Genomic DNA, 15,734 nt, shown 5'->3' on the forward strand with positions numbered 1-15,734 from the left:
TGAACCGGCAAGCGTCGCGCTGAGAAGACCGGGGCGCCGCGGCGACGTTGAGAATGGAAGTGTATACAGTTTGGCGTGCGGGCTGCGACGGCCGCTGGCCGTCATAGCGGCTCGGTCGGTTCCTGCATCGCCTGGGCAACAACTGACAACGCCACCATCTCCGGCTGCTTGCCCGGGATGCCGGGGATGCCGATCGGGCACGTCACATGCGCCAGCTCGGCGGGCGTGAAGCCCCGCGCCTCGAGCCGGTGGCGGAAGGTCGCCCACTTGCTCTTGCTGCCGATCAGGCCGATGTACGGCAGGTCCCGCGACTCGCGCTGGCGCTTCAGGCAGGAGGCCAGGATGTCGAGGTCCTCGGCGTGGCTGAAGCTCATGATCAGCACGTGCGAGCCCGGCGCCAGCGTCGGCACCGCGCCCTGCACCGGCTCGGACTGCTCGGCGCGCACGTTGTCCGGCAGCGGCTCAGGGAACACGCCCTCGCGGCTGTCGATCCAGTGCACCGTCGCCGGCAGTTTCGCCAGCAGGTCGACGATGGCGCGTCCCACGTGTCCACCGCCGAACAGCACGACACGCCGCCATTCGCTCCGATTGCCGAGGCGATCAGCCAAGCCCGCGATCGACTGCGCGTTTAGCCATTCGAAGGTCAGCCACACGACGCCGCCGCAGCACTGCCCCAACGACGGCCCGAGCGCGAAGCGCTGGCGCGCTTCCAGCACGCGCCCCGCCGCCAGCGCAGCCCGCGCCTTGGCGATCGCGTCGAATTCGAGCTGCCCGCCGCCGATCGTGTTGACGACGTCGGATGCGGTCACCGCCATCCACGCGCCGACCTCTCGCGGGCCGCTGCCCTGCAGCTCATCCACCCGCACCAGCACCGCCGGCTCGCGCGCGAGTCTCAGGGCCAGCGTCTGCCAGGACCGCATGCGAACCCCTCAACTGCCCCGGTAGGTCGAATACGACCAGGGACTCGCCAGCAGCGGCACGTGATAGTGCGCGCCGGGATCGGCGATCCCGAAGTCCAGCGGCACCTCGTCCAGGAAGGCCGGCTCCGGCAGCGTCACGCGGCGGCTGCGGAAATAGTCGGCCACGGCGAAGACCAGCCTGTAGCGCCCGACGCGCAGCGCCTCGCCTTCCAGCAGCGGGCCGTCCGCACGCCCATCGGCATTGAGCGTCAGCGCCTGCAGCAGATGCGGCTCGCCCGCGTCGATCCGGTACAGCCGGACAGCCATGCCGGCGGCCGGGCTGCCATGCATGGTGTCGAGGACGTGTGTCGTGAGCTTGCCCATCGGCGCCTTCGTGGAAAAGAAGAATGAAAGCACAAAGTGTATACACTCTCGAACACACTGCACACCCGGCGCCACTCAAGGTTCTTTCGTCCTCCGGGCCTCTCCTACAGGTCGGTTCGCGGGCTGCGCCCCTCGTCCGTCCGCTCCGCCCTCCAAGCTCATCCTTCACGCCCGTCACTCACATCGCCATGAACGCCCGGGACATCGACGCCAGCGCTTCCGTCACCGGACGCATCACCGCCGCGATCACGCAGGCGATCGTGGAGCGACGGCTGATGCCGGGCACCAAGCTGGTCGAGCAGCAACTGGCGGACATCTTCGATTGCTCGCGCACGCTGGTGCGGCAGGCGCTGAACCAGCTCAGCCGCGACCGGCTCGTGCGGCTGGAGCCGGCGCGCGGCGCCTTCGTCGCGCAGCCCAGCGTCGAGGAGGCACGCCAGGTCTTCGAGGTGCGCAAGATGCTCGAGGCCGCGATGCTCGCCGACCTCTGCCAGCGCATCACCCCCGCGCAGATCAAGCAGCTGCGCGCCCATCTGAAGCAGGAACGCGAAGCCGTCGCCCGCACCGACGTGCCCGGCCGCACGCGGCTGCTGGCGGACTTCCACGTCGTGCTCGCCCGCATGCAGGGCAACGAGGTGCTGGCGCAGCTGCTGACCGACCTGCTTTCGCGCAGCTCGCTGATCGCGCTGATGTACCAGAGCTCCCATTCCGCCGCCGAGTCCCAGGCCGAGCACGACGCCATCGTCGACGCGCTGGAGGCGCGCGACAAGCGCGCGGCGCTGAAGCTGCTCGACGCCCACCTCGGGAACGTCGAGGCCAACCTGCGGCTGGATCCGCGCGTGCAGGACCTGAAGTCGGTCCTTCAGCGCTGATGCGGCCGCCCTCTTCCGACATGTCCACCGACACGCCCACCGACACGTCCACTGGCACGGTCATCGACATGTCCACCGACACCTCCATGAAGTCCATCGCATGAAGCCCGTCGTCTCTCCCGGCTATCCCCGCGACCTCGTCGGCTACGGCGAGCATCCGCCCCATGCGCAGTGGCCCGGCCAGGCGCGCATCGCCGTGCAGTTCGTCCTCAACTACGAAGAGGGCGGCGAGAACTCCGTGCTGCACGGCGACGCCGGCAGCGAGCAGTTCCTGTCCGAGATGTTCAACCCGCCGGCCTTCCCCGCGCGGCACCTGAGCATGGAAGGGATCTACGAATACGGCTCGCGCGCCGGCGTGTGGCGGCTGCTGCGCGAATTCGAGAAACGCGCGCTGCCGCTGACGGTCTTTGGCGTGTCGATGGCGCTGGAGCGGCATCCCGAGCTGACGAAGGCCTTCGTGGAGTTGAACCACGAGATCGCGTGCCACGGCTGGCGATGGATCCATTACCAGGGCGTCGATGAAGCCATCGAGCGCCAGCACATGGACATCGGCATGGACATCATCCAGCAGCTGACGGGCGAGCGGCCGTCGGGCTGGTACACCGGCCGCGACAGCCCGCACACGCGCCGGCTGGTCGCCGACTTCGGCGGTTTCGAGTACGACAGCGACTACTACGGCGACGACCTGCCGTTCTGGCTCAACGTCCGCAAGACCGACGGCGCGCTGGCGCCGCATCTGGTCGTGCCCTACACGCTGGACTGCAACGACATGCGCTTCGCGCTGCCGCAGGGCTTCAGCCACGGCGACGAGTTCTTCGAGTACCTGCGCGACACCTTCGACGTGCTCTACGCCGAAGGCGCCGAGGCGCCGAAGATGATGAGCATCGGCATGCACTGCCGGCTGCTCGGCCGGCCGGGGCGGATGCGGGCGCTGCAGCGCTTCCTCGACCACGTCGAGAAACACGATCGCGTCTGGGTCGCCCGGCGTGTCGACATCGCCCGCCACTGGCGCGCCACGCATCCGTTCGATGCGGACAAGGCCTTCGTGTGGGGCTGAATGGCCGAGCCAACGATGAACTCCCAACGATGACCTCCTCCTCGCCAACACCATCGCCCTCGCCGGCCCTGACCCTCGCCACGCTGAACGCCGCGGCTGAGGAGTCTTTCGTCGCGCTGCTCGACGGCATCTACGAGCACTCGCCGTGGATCGCGCGACGCGCCTTCGCCACGCGTCCCGGAGGCACTGCGGGCGGCTTCGCGAGCCTCGCGGCGCTGAAGCATGCGATGGCGACCGTGGTGCGCGAAGCCGCGCTCGATGAGCAGTTCGGACTGATCCGCGCGCACCCGGAGCTCGCCGGCAAGGCGATGGTCGCGCAGGCACTGACCGCCGAGTCGACGAACGAGCAGAGCAAGGCCGGCCTCACGAACTGCACGCCCGAGGAGTTCGCCCGGCTGCAGCAGTTGAATGCCGACTACAACGCGCGTTTCGGCTGGCCGTTCATCCTCGCAGTGCGCGGCCCGCGCGGCGACGGCCTGACGCGGCAGCAGATCATCGACACCTTCGCGCGACGCCTGAACGGGCATCCGGACATCGAGCGCGCCGAGTGCCTGCGCAACATCCACCGCATCGCGGAGATCCGGCTCAACGACAAGTTCGGCGTGGCGCCGACGCTCGGCAACCAGGTCTGGGACTGGGCGGAGTCGCTGGCGCGCTTCTCCGATCCCGGCTTCGCGGAGAACCGCCAGTTGACCGTCCTCTACCTGACCGAGGCCCATCGCGCCGCGGCGGCGCAGCTCGCCGACTGGATGCGCGAGTGCGGCTTCGACGAGGTCGGCATCGATGCCGTCGGCAATGTCGTCGGCGTTTATCACGGCGAACATCACGGCCAACACGGCGGCGACAGCGGCGAGCCTCCACGCCTGCTCACCGGCAGTCACTACGACACCGTCCGCAACGGCGGCAAGTACGACGGGCGGCTCGGCATCCTCGTCCCGATGGCCTGCGTGCGCGAGCTCAAGCGCCAAGGTCGCCGGCTCAAGCACGGCATCGAGGTGATCGGTTTCTCCGAGGAGGAAGGCCAGCGCTACAAGGCGACCTTCCTCGGCTCCAGCGCGCTGGTCGGCCGCTTCGATCCCGCATGGCTGGAGCAGGCGGACGCCGACGGCGTCGTGCTGCGCGACCTGATGCGCGACGCCGGCCTGCCCGGCACGATGGAGGCGATCCAGGCGCTCAAGCGGGATCCGGCGCGCTACCTCGGCTTCATCGAGGTCCACATCGAGCAGGGCCCGGTGCTCAACGAACTCGACCTGCCGCTGGGCATCGTCACCTCGATCAACGGCAGCCTGCGCTACGTCGGTGAAGTGCGCGGGCTCGCCTCGCATGCGGGCACCACGCCGATGGACCGTCGGCGTGACGCCGCCGCGGCGGTGGCGGAGTTGATCCTCTACGTCGAGGAACGCGCGGGCGCGGTGCCCGAGGTCGTCGGCACCGTGGGACAGCTGCAGGTGCCCAACGGATCGATCAACGTGATCCCGGGCCGATGCCGGTTCAGCCTCGATCTCCGCGCGACGACCGACGCCGCGCGCGATGCGCTCGACGCCGACGTGCGCGCCCGTCTCGCCGAGATCTGCGAGCGCCGCGGCGTCACCTTCACGCTGGAGCGCACCGAGGCCGCCGCCGCCGCACCAAGCGATGCGGCGTGGCAGGCCCGCTGGGAGTCGGCTGTCGACGCCCTCGGCCTGCCGGTGCACCGGATGCCTTCAGGCGCCGGCCACGACGCGATGAAGCTTCACCAGGCGATGCCGCAGGCCATGCTGTTCCAGCGCGGACTGAACCTCGGCATCAGCCACAACCCGCTCGAAGCGATCAGCAACGACGACACCGAGCTCTGCGTGCAGGCCTTCCTCGCGCTGCTCGACCGGCTGTGAACGCCGCCCGATCCCCTGGATAGAACGCCCCATGACCGCTTCCCCTCAGCACCCGTCCCTGCCCCCATCCGCGACCTCTTCGCAGCCGTCACCCCAGGCCTCGTACGACGCGCTTGACGCGTGGATCGACGCCCACTTCGACGAGCAGGTCCGCTACCTGCAGGCGCTGGTGCGCGTGCCCACGGACACGCCGCCGGGCAACAACGCCCCGCATGCCGAGCGCACGGCCGAACTGCTCGCCGAGATGGGTTACGTCGCCGAGAAGCACGCGGTGCCGCAGGCGCAGGTGCGCGAGTACGGGCTGGAATCGCTGACCAACCTGATCGTCCGCCGCCGCTTCGGCACCGATGACGCCGGCCATGGCGGTCCCGTGATCGCATTGAATGCGCACGGCGACGTGGTCCCGCCCGGCGACGGCTGGACGCACGATCCGTATGGCGGCGAGGTCGTGGATGGCAAGCTCTTCGGACGCGCATCTGCCGTGAGCAAGAGCGACTTCTCGACCTACACCTTCGCGCTGCGTGCGGTGGAGGCGCTCGCCGCGCAGGGCGCCCCGCTGAAGGGCGGCGTCGAGTTGCACTTCACCTATGACGAGGAATTCGGTGGTGAACTAGGTCCCGGCTGGCTGCTGCAACAAGGACTCACCAAGCCGGATCTGCTGCTGGCCGCCGGCTTCAGCTACCAGGTGGTCACCGCGCACAACGGCTGCCTGCAGATGGAAGTGACGGTCCACGGCAAGATGGCGCATGCCGCGATCCCCGACACCGGGATCGACGCGCTGCAGGGCGCGGTCGTGATCCTGAACGCGCTCTATGCGCGCAATGCCGAGTACCGCCAGGTGACGTCGAAGGTCGACGGCATCAAGCATCCCTACCTGAATGTCGGTCGCATCGAGGGCGGCACCAACACCAATGTCGTGCCGGGCAAGGTCACGGTGAAGCTGGATCGCCGGATGATTCCGGAAGAGGATCCGGTCGTCGTCGAGGCCGAGATCCGCGACACCATCGCGAAGGCGGCGGCCTCGTTCCCGGGCATTACGGTCGACGTGAAGCGCCTGCTGCTCGCGCGTGCGCTCAAGCCGTTGCCGGGCAATCGGCCGCTGGTCGAAGCCTTGCAGCGTCATGGCGAGGCGGTGTTCGGTGAACCGATCCCGACCTCGGGCACGCCGCTGTACACCGATGTGCGTCTCTACGGCGAGCATGGCATTCCCGCGGCGATCTACGGCGCGGGTCCGCGCACCGTGCTGGAGTCGCATGCCAAGCGTTCAGACGAGCGTGTCGAGCTCGACGATCTGCGCCGGGCGACCAAGGTCGTCGCTCGCACGCTCTTCGATCTGTTGCAGACTCGCTGAGCACCCGCCGGCGCGGCGCGCCTAGAATCCGCCGCGTGCTGCGCCTGCATTCCCCCACCGCCTTCGCCCGCTGGATGACTGTCCTGGTCTTCTGGCTGGCGGCGCTGCTGCCGGCGGCGTCCATGGCGGCGCAGGCCTTGAACGGGGATCTGGCGCCGTGGACGCAGATCTGCCGGTCCAGCGTGGTGGGCCCGCGCGCTGCCGAGCTGCGTGCCGGCCTGGCGGACAGCGGCGTCGACGACCAGGACCATGCACTGTTCCAGCACTGTGCGTTCTGCCACCTGCACCAGGATGCGTTGCCGTTGCCGCCGGTGCCTGCGGTGCTGCCGCTGCGCACCGAGTTGCGCCACGGCCTGCCGGAGCGTTTCTACAGCGCGACGGTCACCGCCCATGCCTGGCGCAGCGCGCCGGCGAGAGCGCCTCCCCTGACGGTCTGAAGCCTGCCGCACCGGCCTGCGCCGGTGCTCCTTCATTTCCGTTGGAGTTCCTTTCCATGCACAGCATTTCCCGTGCGCGTCGGCTTCGAGCCGGCGCGCTGACGGTGCTGGCGTCCGCTTCCGCTGCCGCGTTCACGCCCGTGAACGCCGCGGAGGACGCTGCCGTCGACGCCCCCCTCCGCGCCCAGACCTTGGGCATCGTCCGCGTTGACGGTGCCGCGCCGACCTCGCTCCCGAGCCGCATTCCCACGACGATGGAGGGCGTCACCGGCGAGGCCATCGCCCGCGACATCAACGCCACAGACGCCGAGGACGCGCTCAAGTACCTGCCCAGCCTGCTGGTGCGCAAGCGCTACATCGGCGACTACAACCACGCGGTGCTGTCGACGCGCGCCTCCGGGACGGGCAACAGCGCGCGTTCGCTGGTGTATGCGGACGGTATCCTGCTGTCCAACCTGCTCGGCAACGGCGCGACTTTCGCGCCGCGGTGGGGACTGGTCTCGCCGGAGGAGATCGCCCGCGTGGACGTGATGTACGGGCCGTTCTCGGCGGCGTACTCGGGCAATGCGGTCGGGGCCGTCGTCGACTACCAGACACGCATGCCGACGCGCTTCGAGGCGCACGCGCGCGTGGGCTACAGCCATCAGCCCAACGACCTCTACGGCCACAAGCGCGACTACGACGCGAAGCAGGCCAGCGCGTCGATCGGCAGCGCCGAGGGGGCGTTCTCGTGGTGGCTGCATGCCGGCCGCACCGACAGCGAGGGGCAGCCTCAGACCTTCGCGACGCGGACCTTGAGTTCCTCAGCACCCGTCGCCGGCGCCGTGCCGGTCACCGGCGCGGTCCGGGGACTCAACCGGAGCAACCAGCCGTGGCTCCTGCTGGGCAGCGGCACGCAGTACGACACGGTGCAGGATCAGGCGAAGTTGAAGCTCGCCTACGACTTCGAACCGGGCCTGCGGGCCATGTATGTCTTCGGACTGTGGAGCAACGACTCGGATGGCCGCTCGCAGAGCTTCCTGACCGATGCGAACGGACGGGCGATCGATCACCGCGCCGGTGGCGGCATCACACAGCCGGTCAGCATCGACGGCAAGGGCTACTCGCTGAGCGCGAACGACTTCCCGCAGACGCGCGACGAGCTCGAACATCGCATGCATGCGATCTCGCTGAAGCGCCGCGTTCGCGACGGGCTCGGGTGGGAGGTGTCGGGCAGCCTGTACGACTACCTCGCCGATCGCTCGCGGGCGTACGCGCCGACCAGCGCGGCACCCAACGCCGGTCGGCTCACGGATCAGGCAGGCACCGGCTGGAACACACTGTCGGGCAAGCTCACCTGGACGCCCGACGGCAGCGATCACACGGTCGACGCGGGCGTGTCGCAGGAGCAATACCGACTGCGCAGTCGAGTCTTCGGTTTGAGCGACTGGCACGACAGCGCCGGCGGCGCGCAGACCTCGCGCTTCCAGGGCGACACGCGCATCCGCGCGGTTTTCGTCCAGGATGCCTGGGGCTTCGCCCCGGACTGGACGGCCGTGCTCGGCTTGCGCGGCGAACACTGGCAGGCCTTCGACGGCATCACGCAGACGCTGGCGGACCAGTTGCCACACCCCCACCCGGATCGATCGCAGACGGCGTGGTCACCCAAGGCCGCGTTGTCCTACGGATTGAGCGAGCAGTGGGTGATCAAGGCCAGCACCGGCCGTGCGGTGCGTTTCCCGACGGTGAGCGAGCTGTTCCAGGGCGGGTTCGCCCCGAACGGCGACTTCATCAACAACAACCCGTCATTGACGCCAGAGCGCAGCTGGACCAGCGAACTCAGTGCCGAATGGACCGGCAAAGGTCGGGATGCGCTGAGGATCACGCTGTTCCATGAGGACAGCCGGGATGCGCTCTATTCACAGATCAATCCTGGCGTGACCGTCTCGACGGCCACGGTGCAGAACATCGATCACGTGCGCACGCGCGGCGTCGAACTCAGCGGCACGGCGGGTCTGCCGCAACGCGTGACCCTGACCGGCAGCGTGACCTTCGCCGACTCGGTCATCCTGGCCAATACCGGCTACGCGACGGTGCCGGGCGACACGATCGGCAAGTGGCAGCCGCGCGTGCCGCGCTGGCGTGCCACGATGCTCGCGCAATGGCAGGCGCGCGACGACCTCAGCCTGAGCCTGGGCGCGCGCTACAGCGGCAAGCAGTTCAGCACGCTCGACAACAGCGACGTCAACGGCTTCGCCTACATGGCGGCGAGCAAGTACTTCACCGTCGACGTTCGGGCCCAGTGGAAGATCGACAGGCAGTGGACCCTCGCCGCCGGCATCGACAACCTCAACAACTACCAGTACTGGAACTTCCATCCGTATCCGGGGAGGACGTTCCAGCTCGAGGCGAGGTGGGATTACTGAGTCCGCTAGAGAGGTCGGAAGACCTCTTCGCTCCGAACGCTTCCGCGATCTCCCGCCTGGCCTGCATGAGGGCCAGGTCGTGACCAAGCGCATTGGATCGACGAGCTTCTCGCATGAGTCGATACCTGTACGCCCTGGTGTTATCCGGATGGAAGAACCCACGGCTATTGATGAAGATCGCCTCTTCGAGATAGCCGGCCACGTGGTCATCCATCAAGAGGCCGATACGGTCCGCGACCACCTCTAGCTTGCGAATCAGAGCGACATCGAGGCGGACAGTCAGCAAGTCCGTCTCCGGCTCTGACTCAAAAACAGAACGATCAAAATCGATGGGGTCCAGTTGAGCATTCATTCTGCACCTGCACTTTCCAATGAGGAGGGAATGCAGGATTCTGAGAACGAGGCCGGACCTCGGGAATCGAGCCAGAGCCCAAAACGACTCGGACAAGTCGGTCGATCGCGAAAGACGATCACTTTGAGCCAGCCCCGGCGGCGACACGGCGTCGCGGTTCGTCCACCCCGTAGTTCCCCGCCCTGACCAAAGGCACCCCAAGGGCAGCGGGGCACAATCCCCGCGCACCGCCCCGCACGGCCACGAGCCGCGGGGCGGCTTCCCGACTCCAGGAGCACATCGCATGCATACCCGCCTCTCGTTGACCGCCGCACTGGTGGTCGGGCTCGGCGCCGGCACGGCCGCCACCGCTCAGACCGCCCCGGCCACCGCGGCCCCGGCCACTGCCTCGACCGCCGCTGCAAGCTCGCAAGGCCTGACCTACCCGGTCACCCGCAAGGTCGACCAGACCGACAACTACCACGGCACCACCGTCGCCGACCCCTACCGCTGGCTCGAGGACGACAACAGCGCCGACACCAAGGCCTGGGTCCAGGCCGAGAACGCGGTCACCGACAAGTTCCTCGCCGCGATGCCGCAGCGCCTGCCCGCGCGCAAGCTCTACACCGATCTCTACAACTTCGAGAAGTTCGGCGTCCCCTACAAGGAAGGCGGCCGCTACTTCTGGACCCGCAACAACGGCCTGCAGCAGCAGGCGGTGCTCTACACCGCCCGCAGCCTGAAGGACACGCCGCAGGTCGCGCTCGACCCCAACACGCTGTCCAAGGACGGCACCGTCGCCCTGACCGGCAGCGCCGTGTCCAAGGACGGCCGCCTGATGGCCTACGGCACCGCCGGCGCCGGCTCCGACTGGCAGACCTGGAAGGTCCGTGACCTCGACGCCGGCAAGGACCTGGACGACACCATCGAGTGGGTGAAGTTCTCCGGCGCGTCCTGGACCCCTGACGGCAAGGGCTTCTTCTACTCGCGCTACGACGCGCCCAAGGAAGGCGCCGCCCTCACCGGCGCCAACTACTTCCAGAAGGTCTACTACCACCGCCTGGGCACGCCGCAGTCCGCCGACACGCTGGTCGTCGAGAACCCCGCCGAGAAGGAATGGGGCTTCAACGTCGAGGTCACCGACGACGGCCGCCTCGCGCTGATCAACGTCTGGAAGGGCTCCGCCCGCAAGAACGGCCTGATGCTGCTGCCGCTGGACGGCAAGGGCGGCTATGCGGGCGCCAAGCCGGTGCCGCTGACCGTCAGCTTCGATGCCGAGTACAGCCCCGTGGTGCTCGACGGCCAGCGCCTGATCGTCAAGACCGACAAGGACGCGCCGCGCGGCCGCCTGATCGCGATCGACCTGGACAAGGACTGGACGGCCAAGGATCCCAAGACCTGGACCACGCTCGTGCCCGAGACCAAGGACGCGCTGACCGCCGCCAACGGCGTCGGCGGCCAACTGGTGCTGAGCTACCTGCAGGACGCCGCCACGCTGGTGCGCGTGCACGCCCCCAGCGGCAAGCATGTGCGCGACCTCCAGCTGCCCGGCGTCGGCACCGCCGCCGGCTTCGGCGGCAAGTGGAACGACCCCGAGACCTTCTTCAGCTACACCAGCCTGACCACGCCCGGCGAGATCTGGCGCCTGGACGCGAAGACCGGCAAGGCCGAGCTGTTCAAGCGCACGCAGACCGCGTTCGAGGCGGACCAGTTCGAAAGCAGGCGCGTCTTCGTCACCAGCAAGGACGGCACGAAGCTGCCGATCTTCATCGCCCATCGCAAGGGCCTGAAGCTGGACGGCACCAACCCGACGCTGCTCTATGGCTACGGCGGCTTCAACGTGCCGATGACACCGGGCTACGGCGTCACCGCCGCGACCTGGATGAAGATGGGCGGCGTCTACGTGCTGGCGGTCCTGCGCGGCGGCGGCGAGTACGGCGCCGCCTGGCACGAGGCCGGCACCAAGGGCAAGAAGCAGAACGTCTTCGACGACTTCATCGCCGCCGGCGAGTACCTCGTGGCCAGCAAGTACACGCAGCCCGCGAAGCTCGCCATCAACGGCGGCTCCAACGGCGGCCTGCTGGTCGGCGCGGTCGTGAACCAGCGGCCGGACCTGTTCGGCGCCGCGGTGCCGCAGGTGGGCGTGATGGACATGCTGCGCTTCCACAAGTTCACCATCGGCTGGGCGTGGACCTCGGACTACGGCAGCTCGGAGAACGCCGCCGACTTCCAGTGGCTGAAGGCCTACTCGCCGCTGCACACGATCAAGAGCGGCGCGCGTTATCCGGCGGTCCTGGTGACCACCGGCGACCATGACGACCGCGTCGTCCCGGCCCACAGCTTCAAGTACACCGCGACGCTGCAGGCCGCCGACACCGGTCCCGCGCCCAAGTTGATCCGCATCGAGACGCAGGCCGGCCACGGCGCCGGCAAGCCGACCTCCAAGATCATCGAGGAGCGCGCGGACATCCTGGCCTTCATCGCGAACACGTTCGGCATGGACGTCAAGTGATGCGCGTCATGGCGACACGCTGACCCATCGGTGCGTTCGCGCGCACCGAACCGGATCGTTCTCGAACCCGGCCCGCGTCATGCGCGCCGGGTTTGTCGTTTCCGGAAACATCATGGAGCGAACCGAAGCAGGCGCAGGCGACAACTGATCAGTCCAACCACTGCTTCCGACGTCTCCATGCATGCCATGTGCCCTGCCACCATCCGACGCCCGATCGACCACGACTGGGAGATCGTCGACGATCCCGTCTGGCCCATCCACCAGCAGCCGGCTGAAGAGCTGCGCATCGCGCTCCAGGAAGCCAACCCGGATCGCGCCCGGACGGCGATCGATCGATTGCGGGACCTGACCGACCGGCAGGAGATCGACGGCGCCAAGTGCCTCCAGCAGTTGCTCGGCGCGCTGGGCGACAGCGACCTGAGCCGCGCCAATCCCGCTGCGGCGCCCTATGTGGCCGCCCTGGTCTCTCTCAAGACCGCGATGTCGCAGAAGCGCTTTCCCGGCAGGGCACCGTGGCCGGAAGACCAGGTGGCGAGAACGCTAGGCGCCGCCATGCCGACGCTTGCGGGCCAGACCATGTCGCCGATGAGCCGGACGCGTGCCGCCGCCACGGACCGCTGGGTCGGCCAAGTCGACACCTTCATGGCGGCGGGCCTCGTGAGCCGGGAACGGGGCCTCGCGCTGATCCGCGATGCGCAGGACCCGCGCCCCACGGCGCGGCAGGCGCGGCTTCCCTGAAAGCGCGGAAATGGACGTGATTTCCGGCCACTTGTTTGACCGGATTTGCGCCCTGTTCTTGTCGTCTCGGAATCTTTGACGAAGGCGATGATGCGAAGCATGACGACACGCCGCACGCCCGCCTCCCCGCAGTCCACGCCTCCGCGTCCCTGCCCCGGAATGCCAGCCCCGGCGCCGGTCCCGCCCCCGCGGACCTGAGTTCTCACGATCCACGCGCCCGGGCCGCGTCCCCCAGCGGGTCGCCCATGGCCGGCGCGCAAGCGCTCCCCATTCGCCACGCCGCAGCACCACGCCCCCAGCAGTCGGGACGTTCAGGCGGCGTCACAGCGCCCTTGCCCGGCCTCTCCACGAGGGGCCGGGCTTTTTTTCGGCACTGTTGCCGGATCCGCTCGGCACCGGTCAACGCTTCTCCAGCGCATACGCGCGCACGTGGTCCCCGGGCCTGGTCCCGGTCGACCCGTGCCCGCCCGCGATGACCAGCAGGTACTGCCGGCCGTCCGCGCCGAGGTAGGTCATCGGCGTCGCCTGGCCGCCGGCGGGCAGGCGGCCTTCCCACAGCATGCGGCCGTCGTTGACGTCGTAGGCGCGGACATAGTCGTCCATGCTGCCCGACAGGAAGGCCACGCCGCCGGCCGTCATCAGCGGTCCGCCCAGGCTGGGCACGCCGAGCCTGAACGGCACCGGCAGCGGCGAGAGATCGCGCACCGTGCCGTTGCGATGCCGCCAGACGACCTTGCCCTCGTTCAGGTCGACGCCGGCCACCGTGCCCCAGGGCGGCGCCTGGCAGGGGATGCCCAGCGGCGAGGTGAAGGGCTTCATCTTCGCGGCGAACGGCGCGCCGAAGTTCTCGTTGAGCGCCGGCAGCGCGCCCTTCGGCGGCCCGCCGTCCTGCACCAGCAGCGAGGTGTCGTCCCGCCGCGGCACCAGCGTCGAGGTGAAGCCCAGCACCGCCGGCGTCGTGAACGCGATGCCGCGCACCGGATCGACGGCGATGCTGCCCCAGTTGAAGACGCCGAAGTTGCCGGGGTTGATCAGCGAGCCCTGCTCCGACGGCGGCGTGAAGCGGCCCTCGTAGCGCAGCTTGTGGAAGGCGATGCGGCACCAGAGCTGGTCGAACATCGACACGCCCCACATGTCGCGCTCGCGCAGTTCGGGCGGGTTGAACGAGATCGCCGACACCGGCTGCGTCGGCGCGCTGAAGTCGCCCGCCGACGCGCCCTGCGGCGCCGGCGTCTCGGTCACGGGGAACACCGGCTTGCCGTCGCGCCGGTCCAGCACGAAGAGTTCGCCCTGCTTGGTCGGCTGCACCAGCGCCGGCACGCGCTGGCCCTTCACCGTCAGGTCCACCAGCACCGGCTGCGCGGGCACGTCGTAGTCCCACAGGTCATGGTGCACGGTCTGGAAGTTCCAGCGCACCTGCCCGGTGGCGATATCGAGCGCCACCACCGATGACGAGTGCTTCTCCACCGCCGCGGAGCGCTTGCCGCCCCACTGGTCGGGCGGCTGGTTGCCCATCGGCAGGTAGACCAGGCCGAGCGCTTCGTCGACGCTGGCCACCGACCAGCTGTTGGGCGAGTTCGCCGTGTAGCTCTGCCCCGCCGTGATCGGCGCAGTGACGTCGGGATTCGCGGAATCCCAGTTCCAGACCAGCGCGCCGGTCTCGATGTCATACGCGCGGATCACGCCGGACTGTTCCTTCGTCGACGCGTTGTCGAGCACCGTGCCGCCGACGATCACCAGCTTGCGGGTCACCACCACCGGCGAGGTCGAGTAGTAGGCGCCCGGCTGGGCGTTGGGCATGCCGGCCATCAGGTTCACCGCGCCCTGCCGGCCGAACGAGGGACAGGTCTTGCCCGACACCGGATCCAGCGCGATCAGCCGCGCGTCCGCGGTGGGCATGAAGAGCTTGGCCGCGCAGGCCGCCGGCTGCGCGCCCGCGGCCGCCATCGCGTCCGGCGGCGGCTGGTAGGACAGGCCGCGGCAGGTCAGATGCTGCAGCGCCAGCTGTCCGCGCACCTGCGGATCGAAGCGCCACAGCTCGCGGCCCGTGGTCGCGTCCAGCGCGAGCACCGTCTGGTGGGGGGTGCAGAGGAACAGACGTTCGCCGACCTTCAGCGGCGTGACCTCGAAGGTGGTCTCCACGGGGTCGCCGGGCCGGCCACGGACATCGCCCGTGCGGAAGTCCCAGGCCAGCTTGAGATCGCCGACGTTGGCCGGCGTGATCTGCGCCAGCGGCGACCAGCGCTGGCCGAAGCCGGTGCGGCCGTAGGCGTGCCATTCCCCGTCCGGCACCGACGCCGCGCCGGAGGCCGGCGCGCCCGGCGGACGTGCGGCGCCGTTGGCCGGCATCGTGCCTTCGACCGAATGAAGATCGCGTGTCCAGGACGTCACGGCAACGACAACGAAGATCCCGAGCGCCGCCGCGAGCGCGAGGGCCGGCGGGCTGCGCCACGCGACGCGCCGGAGGTCGTCGACGGGCAGGTGACGTCGCATCGTCGGCACCAGTGCGAGCAGCACCGCGCCGATCACGAAGGGCACGCCGATCCGCGCGCCCAGCGGCCACCAGTCCAGGCCCACTTCCCAGAGGCTCCACACGAGCGTGGCGAGGAAGTACAGCGCGTAGCCGAAGACGGCCTCGCGCAGCCGCCCCCACATCAGCGCGCCGATGACGGCCCAGGCCAGGCCCGACAACGCGTAGTACCAGCTGCCGCCGAGCGAGGCCAGCAGACCGCCGGCGGCGAGCATGACGAAACCCAGGATCAGCAGCGCGGCGCCGAGGACGCGGGCCAGCCAGGGGACGGGGGCGGGGGACGGTGCAAGGACGTTGGACATCAAGTCGCCTGAAGCGCCGCAAGCACGGCCATGGCGACGCTCGGC

General features: G+C 69.0%; 11 protein-coding genes. 8 read left to right on the plus strand and 3 right to left on the minus strand.

Annotated elements, in window-relative coordinates; all coding sequences use genetic code 11:
* Nucleotides 1-101 precede the first annotated feature (101 nt).
* Nucleotides 102-920 carry a xanthine dehydrogenase accessory protein XdhC gene (xdhC, locus tag AC07OZ_RS23360; protein WP_495469462.1) on the minus strand — a complete coding sequence of 273 codons (819 nt, stop codon included), beginning with the start codon at nt 918-920 and terminating at the stop codon, nt 102-104.
* A gap of 9 nt (nt 921-929) precedes the next feature.
* The gene (uraH, locus tag AC07OZ_RS23365; RefSeq protein ID WP_495469463.1) at nt 930-1,283 is read right to left on the minus strand and encodes a hydroxyisourate hydrolase; all 354 of its coding nucleotides are present in this window, start codon (nt 1,281-1,283) and stop codon (nt 930-932) included.
* Nucleotides 1,284-1,471: 188 nt separating this feature from the next.
* On the opposite strand from uraH, the gene AC07OZ_RS23370 reads away from it, so the two are divergent.
* From AC07OZ_RS23370 to AC07OZ_RS23405, 8 genes are all read left to right on the plus strand, one after another.
* On the plus strand, nt 1,472-2,155 hold the full coding sequence (locus AC07OZ_RS23370) for a GntR family transcriptional regulator (protein WP_067276517.1): 684 nt from the start codon (nt 1,472-1,474) through the stop codon (nt 2,153-2,155).
* Nucleotides 2,156-2,255: 100 nt separating this feature from the next.
* On the plus strand, nt 2,256-3,212 hold the full coding sequence (puuE, locus tag AC07OZ_RS23375; RefSeq protein WP_495469464.1) for an allantoinase PuuE: 957 nt from the start codon (nt 2,256-2,258) through the stop codon (nt 3,210-3,212).
* Nucleotides 3,213-3,241: 29 nt separating this feature from the next.
* Nucleotides 3,242-5,083 carry a 2-oxo-4-hydroxy-4-carboxy-5-ureidoimidazoline decarboxylase gene (gene uraD, locus AC07OZ_RS23380; protein ID WP_495469465.1) on the plus strand — a complete coding sequence of 614 codons (1,842 nt, stop codon included), beginning with the start codon at nt 3,242-3,244 and terminating at the stop codon, nt 5,081-5,083.
* A gap of 31 nt (nt 5,084-5,114) precedes the next feature.
* Nucleotides 5,115-6,434 carry a M20 family metallopeptidase gene (locus AC07OZ_RS23385; RefSeq protein WP_495469466.1) on the plus strand — a complete coding sequence of 440 codons (1,320 nt, stop codon included), beginning with the start codon at nt 5,115-5,117 and terminating at the stop codon, nt 6,432-6,434.
* Between the two features lie 35 nt (nt 6,435-6,469).
* A complete protein-coding gene (locus AC07OZ_RS23390) occupies nt 6,470-6,871 on the plus strand; it encodes a DUF2946 domain-containing protein (protein ID WP_495469467.1) in 402 nt (133 codons plus the stop codon).
* 56 nt (nt 6,872-6,927) lie between these two features.
* Nucleotides 6,928-9,276, plus strand: a complete 2,349-nt coding sequence (locus AC07OZ_RS23395) for a TonB-dependent receptor (RefSeq protein WP_495469468.1) — start codon at nt 6,928-6,930, stop codon at nt 9,274-9,276.
* Between the two features lie 635 nt (nt 9,277-9,911).
* Entirely contained in the window at nt 9,912-12,119 is a 2,208-nt protein-coding gene (locus AC07OZ_RS23400; protein ID WP_495469469.1) for a prolyl oligopeptidase family serine peptidase, read from the plus strand.
* A 186-nt stretch (nt 12,120-12,305) separates the two neighbouring features.
* Nucleotides 12,306-12,857, plus strand: coding sequence for a hypothetical protein (locus AC07OZ_RS23405; RefSeq protein WP_495469470.1), 552 nt, complete (start codon nt 12,306-12,308; stop codon nt 12,855-12,857).
* A gap of 399 nt (nt 12,858-13,256) precedes the next feature.
* Here the strand turns inward: AC07OZ_RS23405 and AC07OZ_RS23410 are convergent, their stop codons facing one another.
* On the minus strand, nt 13,257-15,689 hold the full coding sequence (locus AC07OZ_RS23410; protein ID WP_495469471.1) for a membrane-bound PQQ-dependent dehydrogenase, glucose/quinate/shikimate family: 2,433 nt from the start codon (nt 15,687-15,689) through the stop codon (nt 13,257-13,259).
* Nucleotides 15,690-15,734: the final 45 nt, after the last annotated feature.

The organism is Roseateles sp. GW821-FHT09G03 (assembly GCF_059416045.1).

Excerpts from the sequence above, each read along its gene's own strand:
- xdhC (WP_495469462.1), bottom strand. The coding sequence starts at position 920 with ATGCGGTCCTGGCAGACGCTGGCCCTGAGACTCGCGCGCGAGCCGGCG.
- AC07OZ_RS23370 (WP_067276517.1), top strand. The coding sequence starts at position 1,472 with ATGAACGCCCGGGACATCGACGCCAGCGCTTCCGTCACCGGACGCATC.
- AC07OZ_RS23385 (WP_495469466.1), top strand. The coding sequence starts at position 5,115 with ATGACCGCTTCCCCTCAGCACCCGTCCCTGCCCCCATCCGCGACCTCT.
- AC07OZ_RS23400 (WP_495469469.1), top strand. The coding sequence starts at position 9,912 with ATGCATACCCGCCTCTCGTTGACCGCCGCACTGGTGGTCGGGCTCGGC.
- AC07OZ_RS23410 (WP_495469471.1), bottom strand. The coding sequence starts at position 15,689 with ATGTCCAACGTCCTTGCACCGTCCCCCGCCCCCGTCCCCTGGCTGGCC.
- AC07OZ_RS23395 (WP_495469468.1), top strand. The coding sequence starts at position 6,928 with ATGCACAGCATTTCCCGTGCGCGTCGGCTTCGAGCCGGCGCGCTGACG.
- uraH (WP_495469463.1), bottom strand. The coding sequence starts at position 1,283 with ATGGGCAAGCTCACGACACACGTCCTCGACACCATGCATGGCAGCCCG.
- puuE (WP_495469464.1), top strand. The coding sequence starts at position 2,256 with ATGAAGCCCGTCGTCTCTCCCGGCTATCCCCGCGACCTCGTCGGCTAC.
- uraD (WP_495469465.1), top strand. The coding sequence starts at position 3,242 with ATGACCTCCTCCTCGCCAACACCATCGCCCTCGCCGGCCCTGACCCTC.
- AC07OZ_RS23405 (WP_495469470.1), top strand. The coding sequence starts at position 12,306 with ATGTGCCCTGCCACCATCCGACGCCCGATCGACCACGACTGGGAGATC.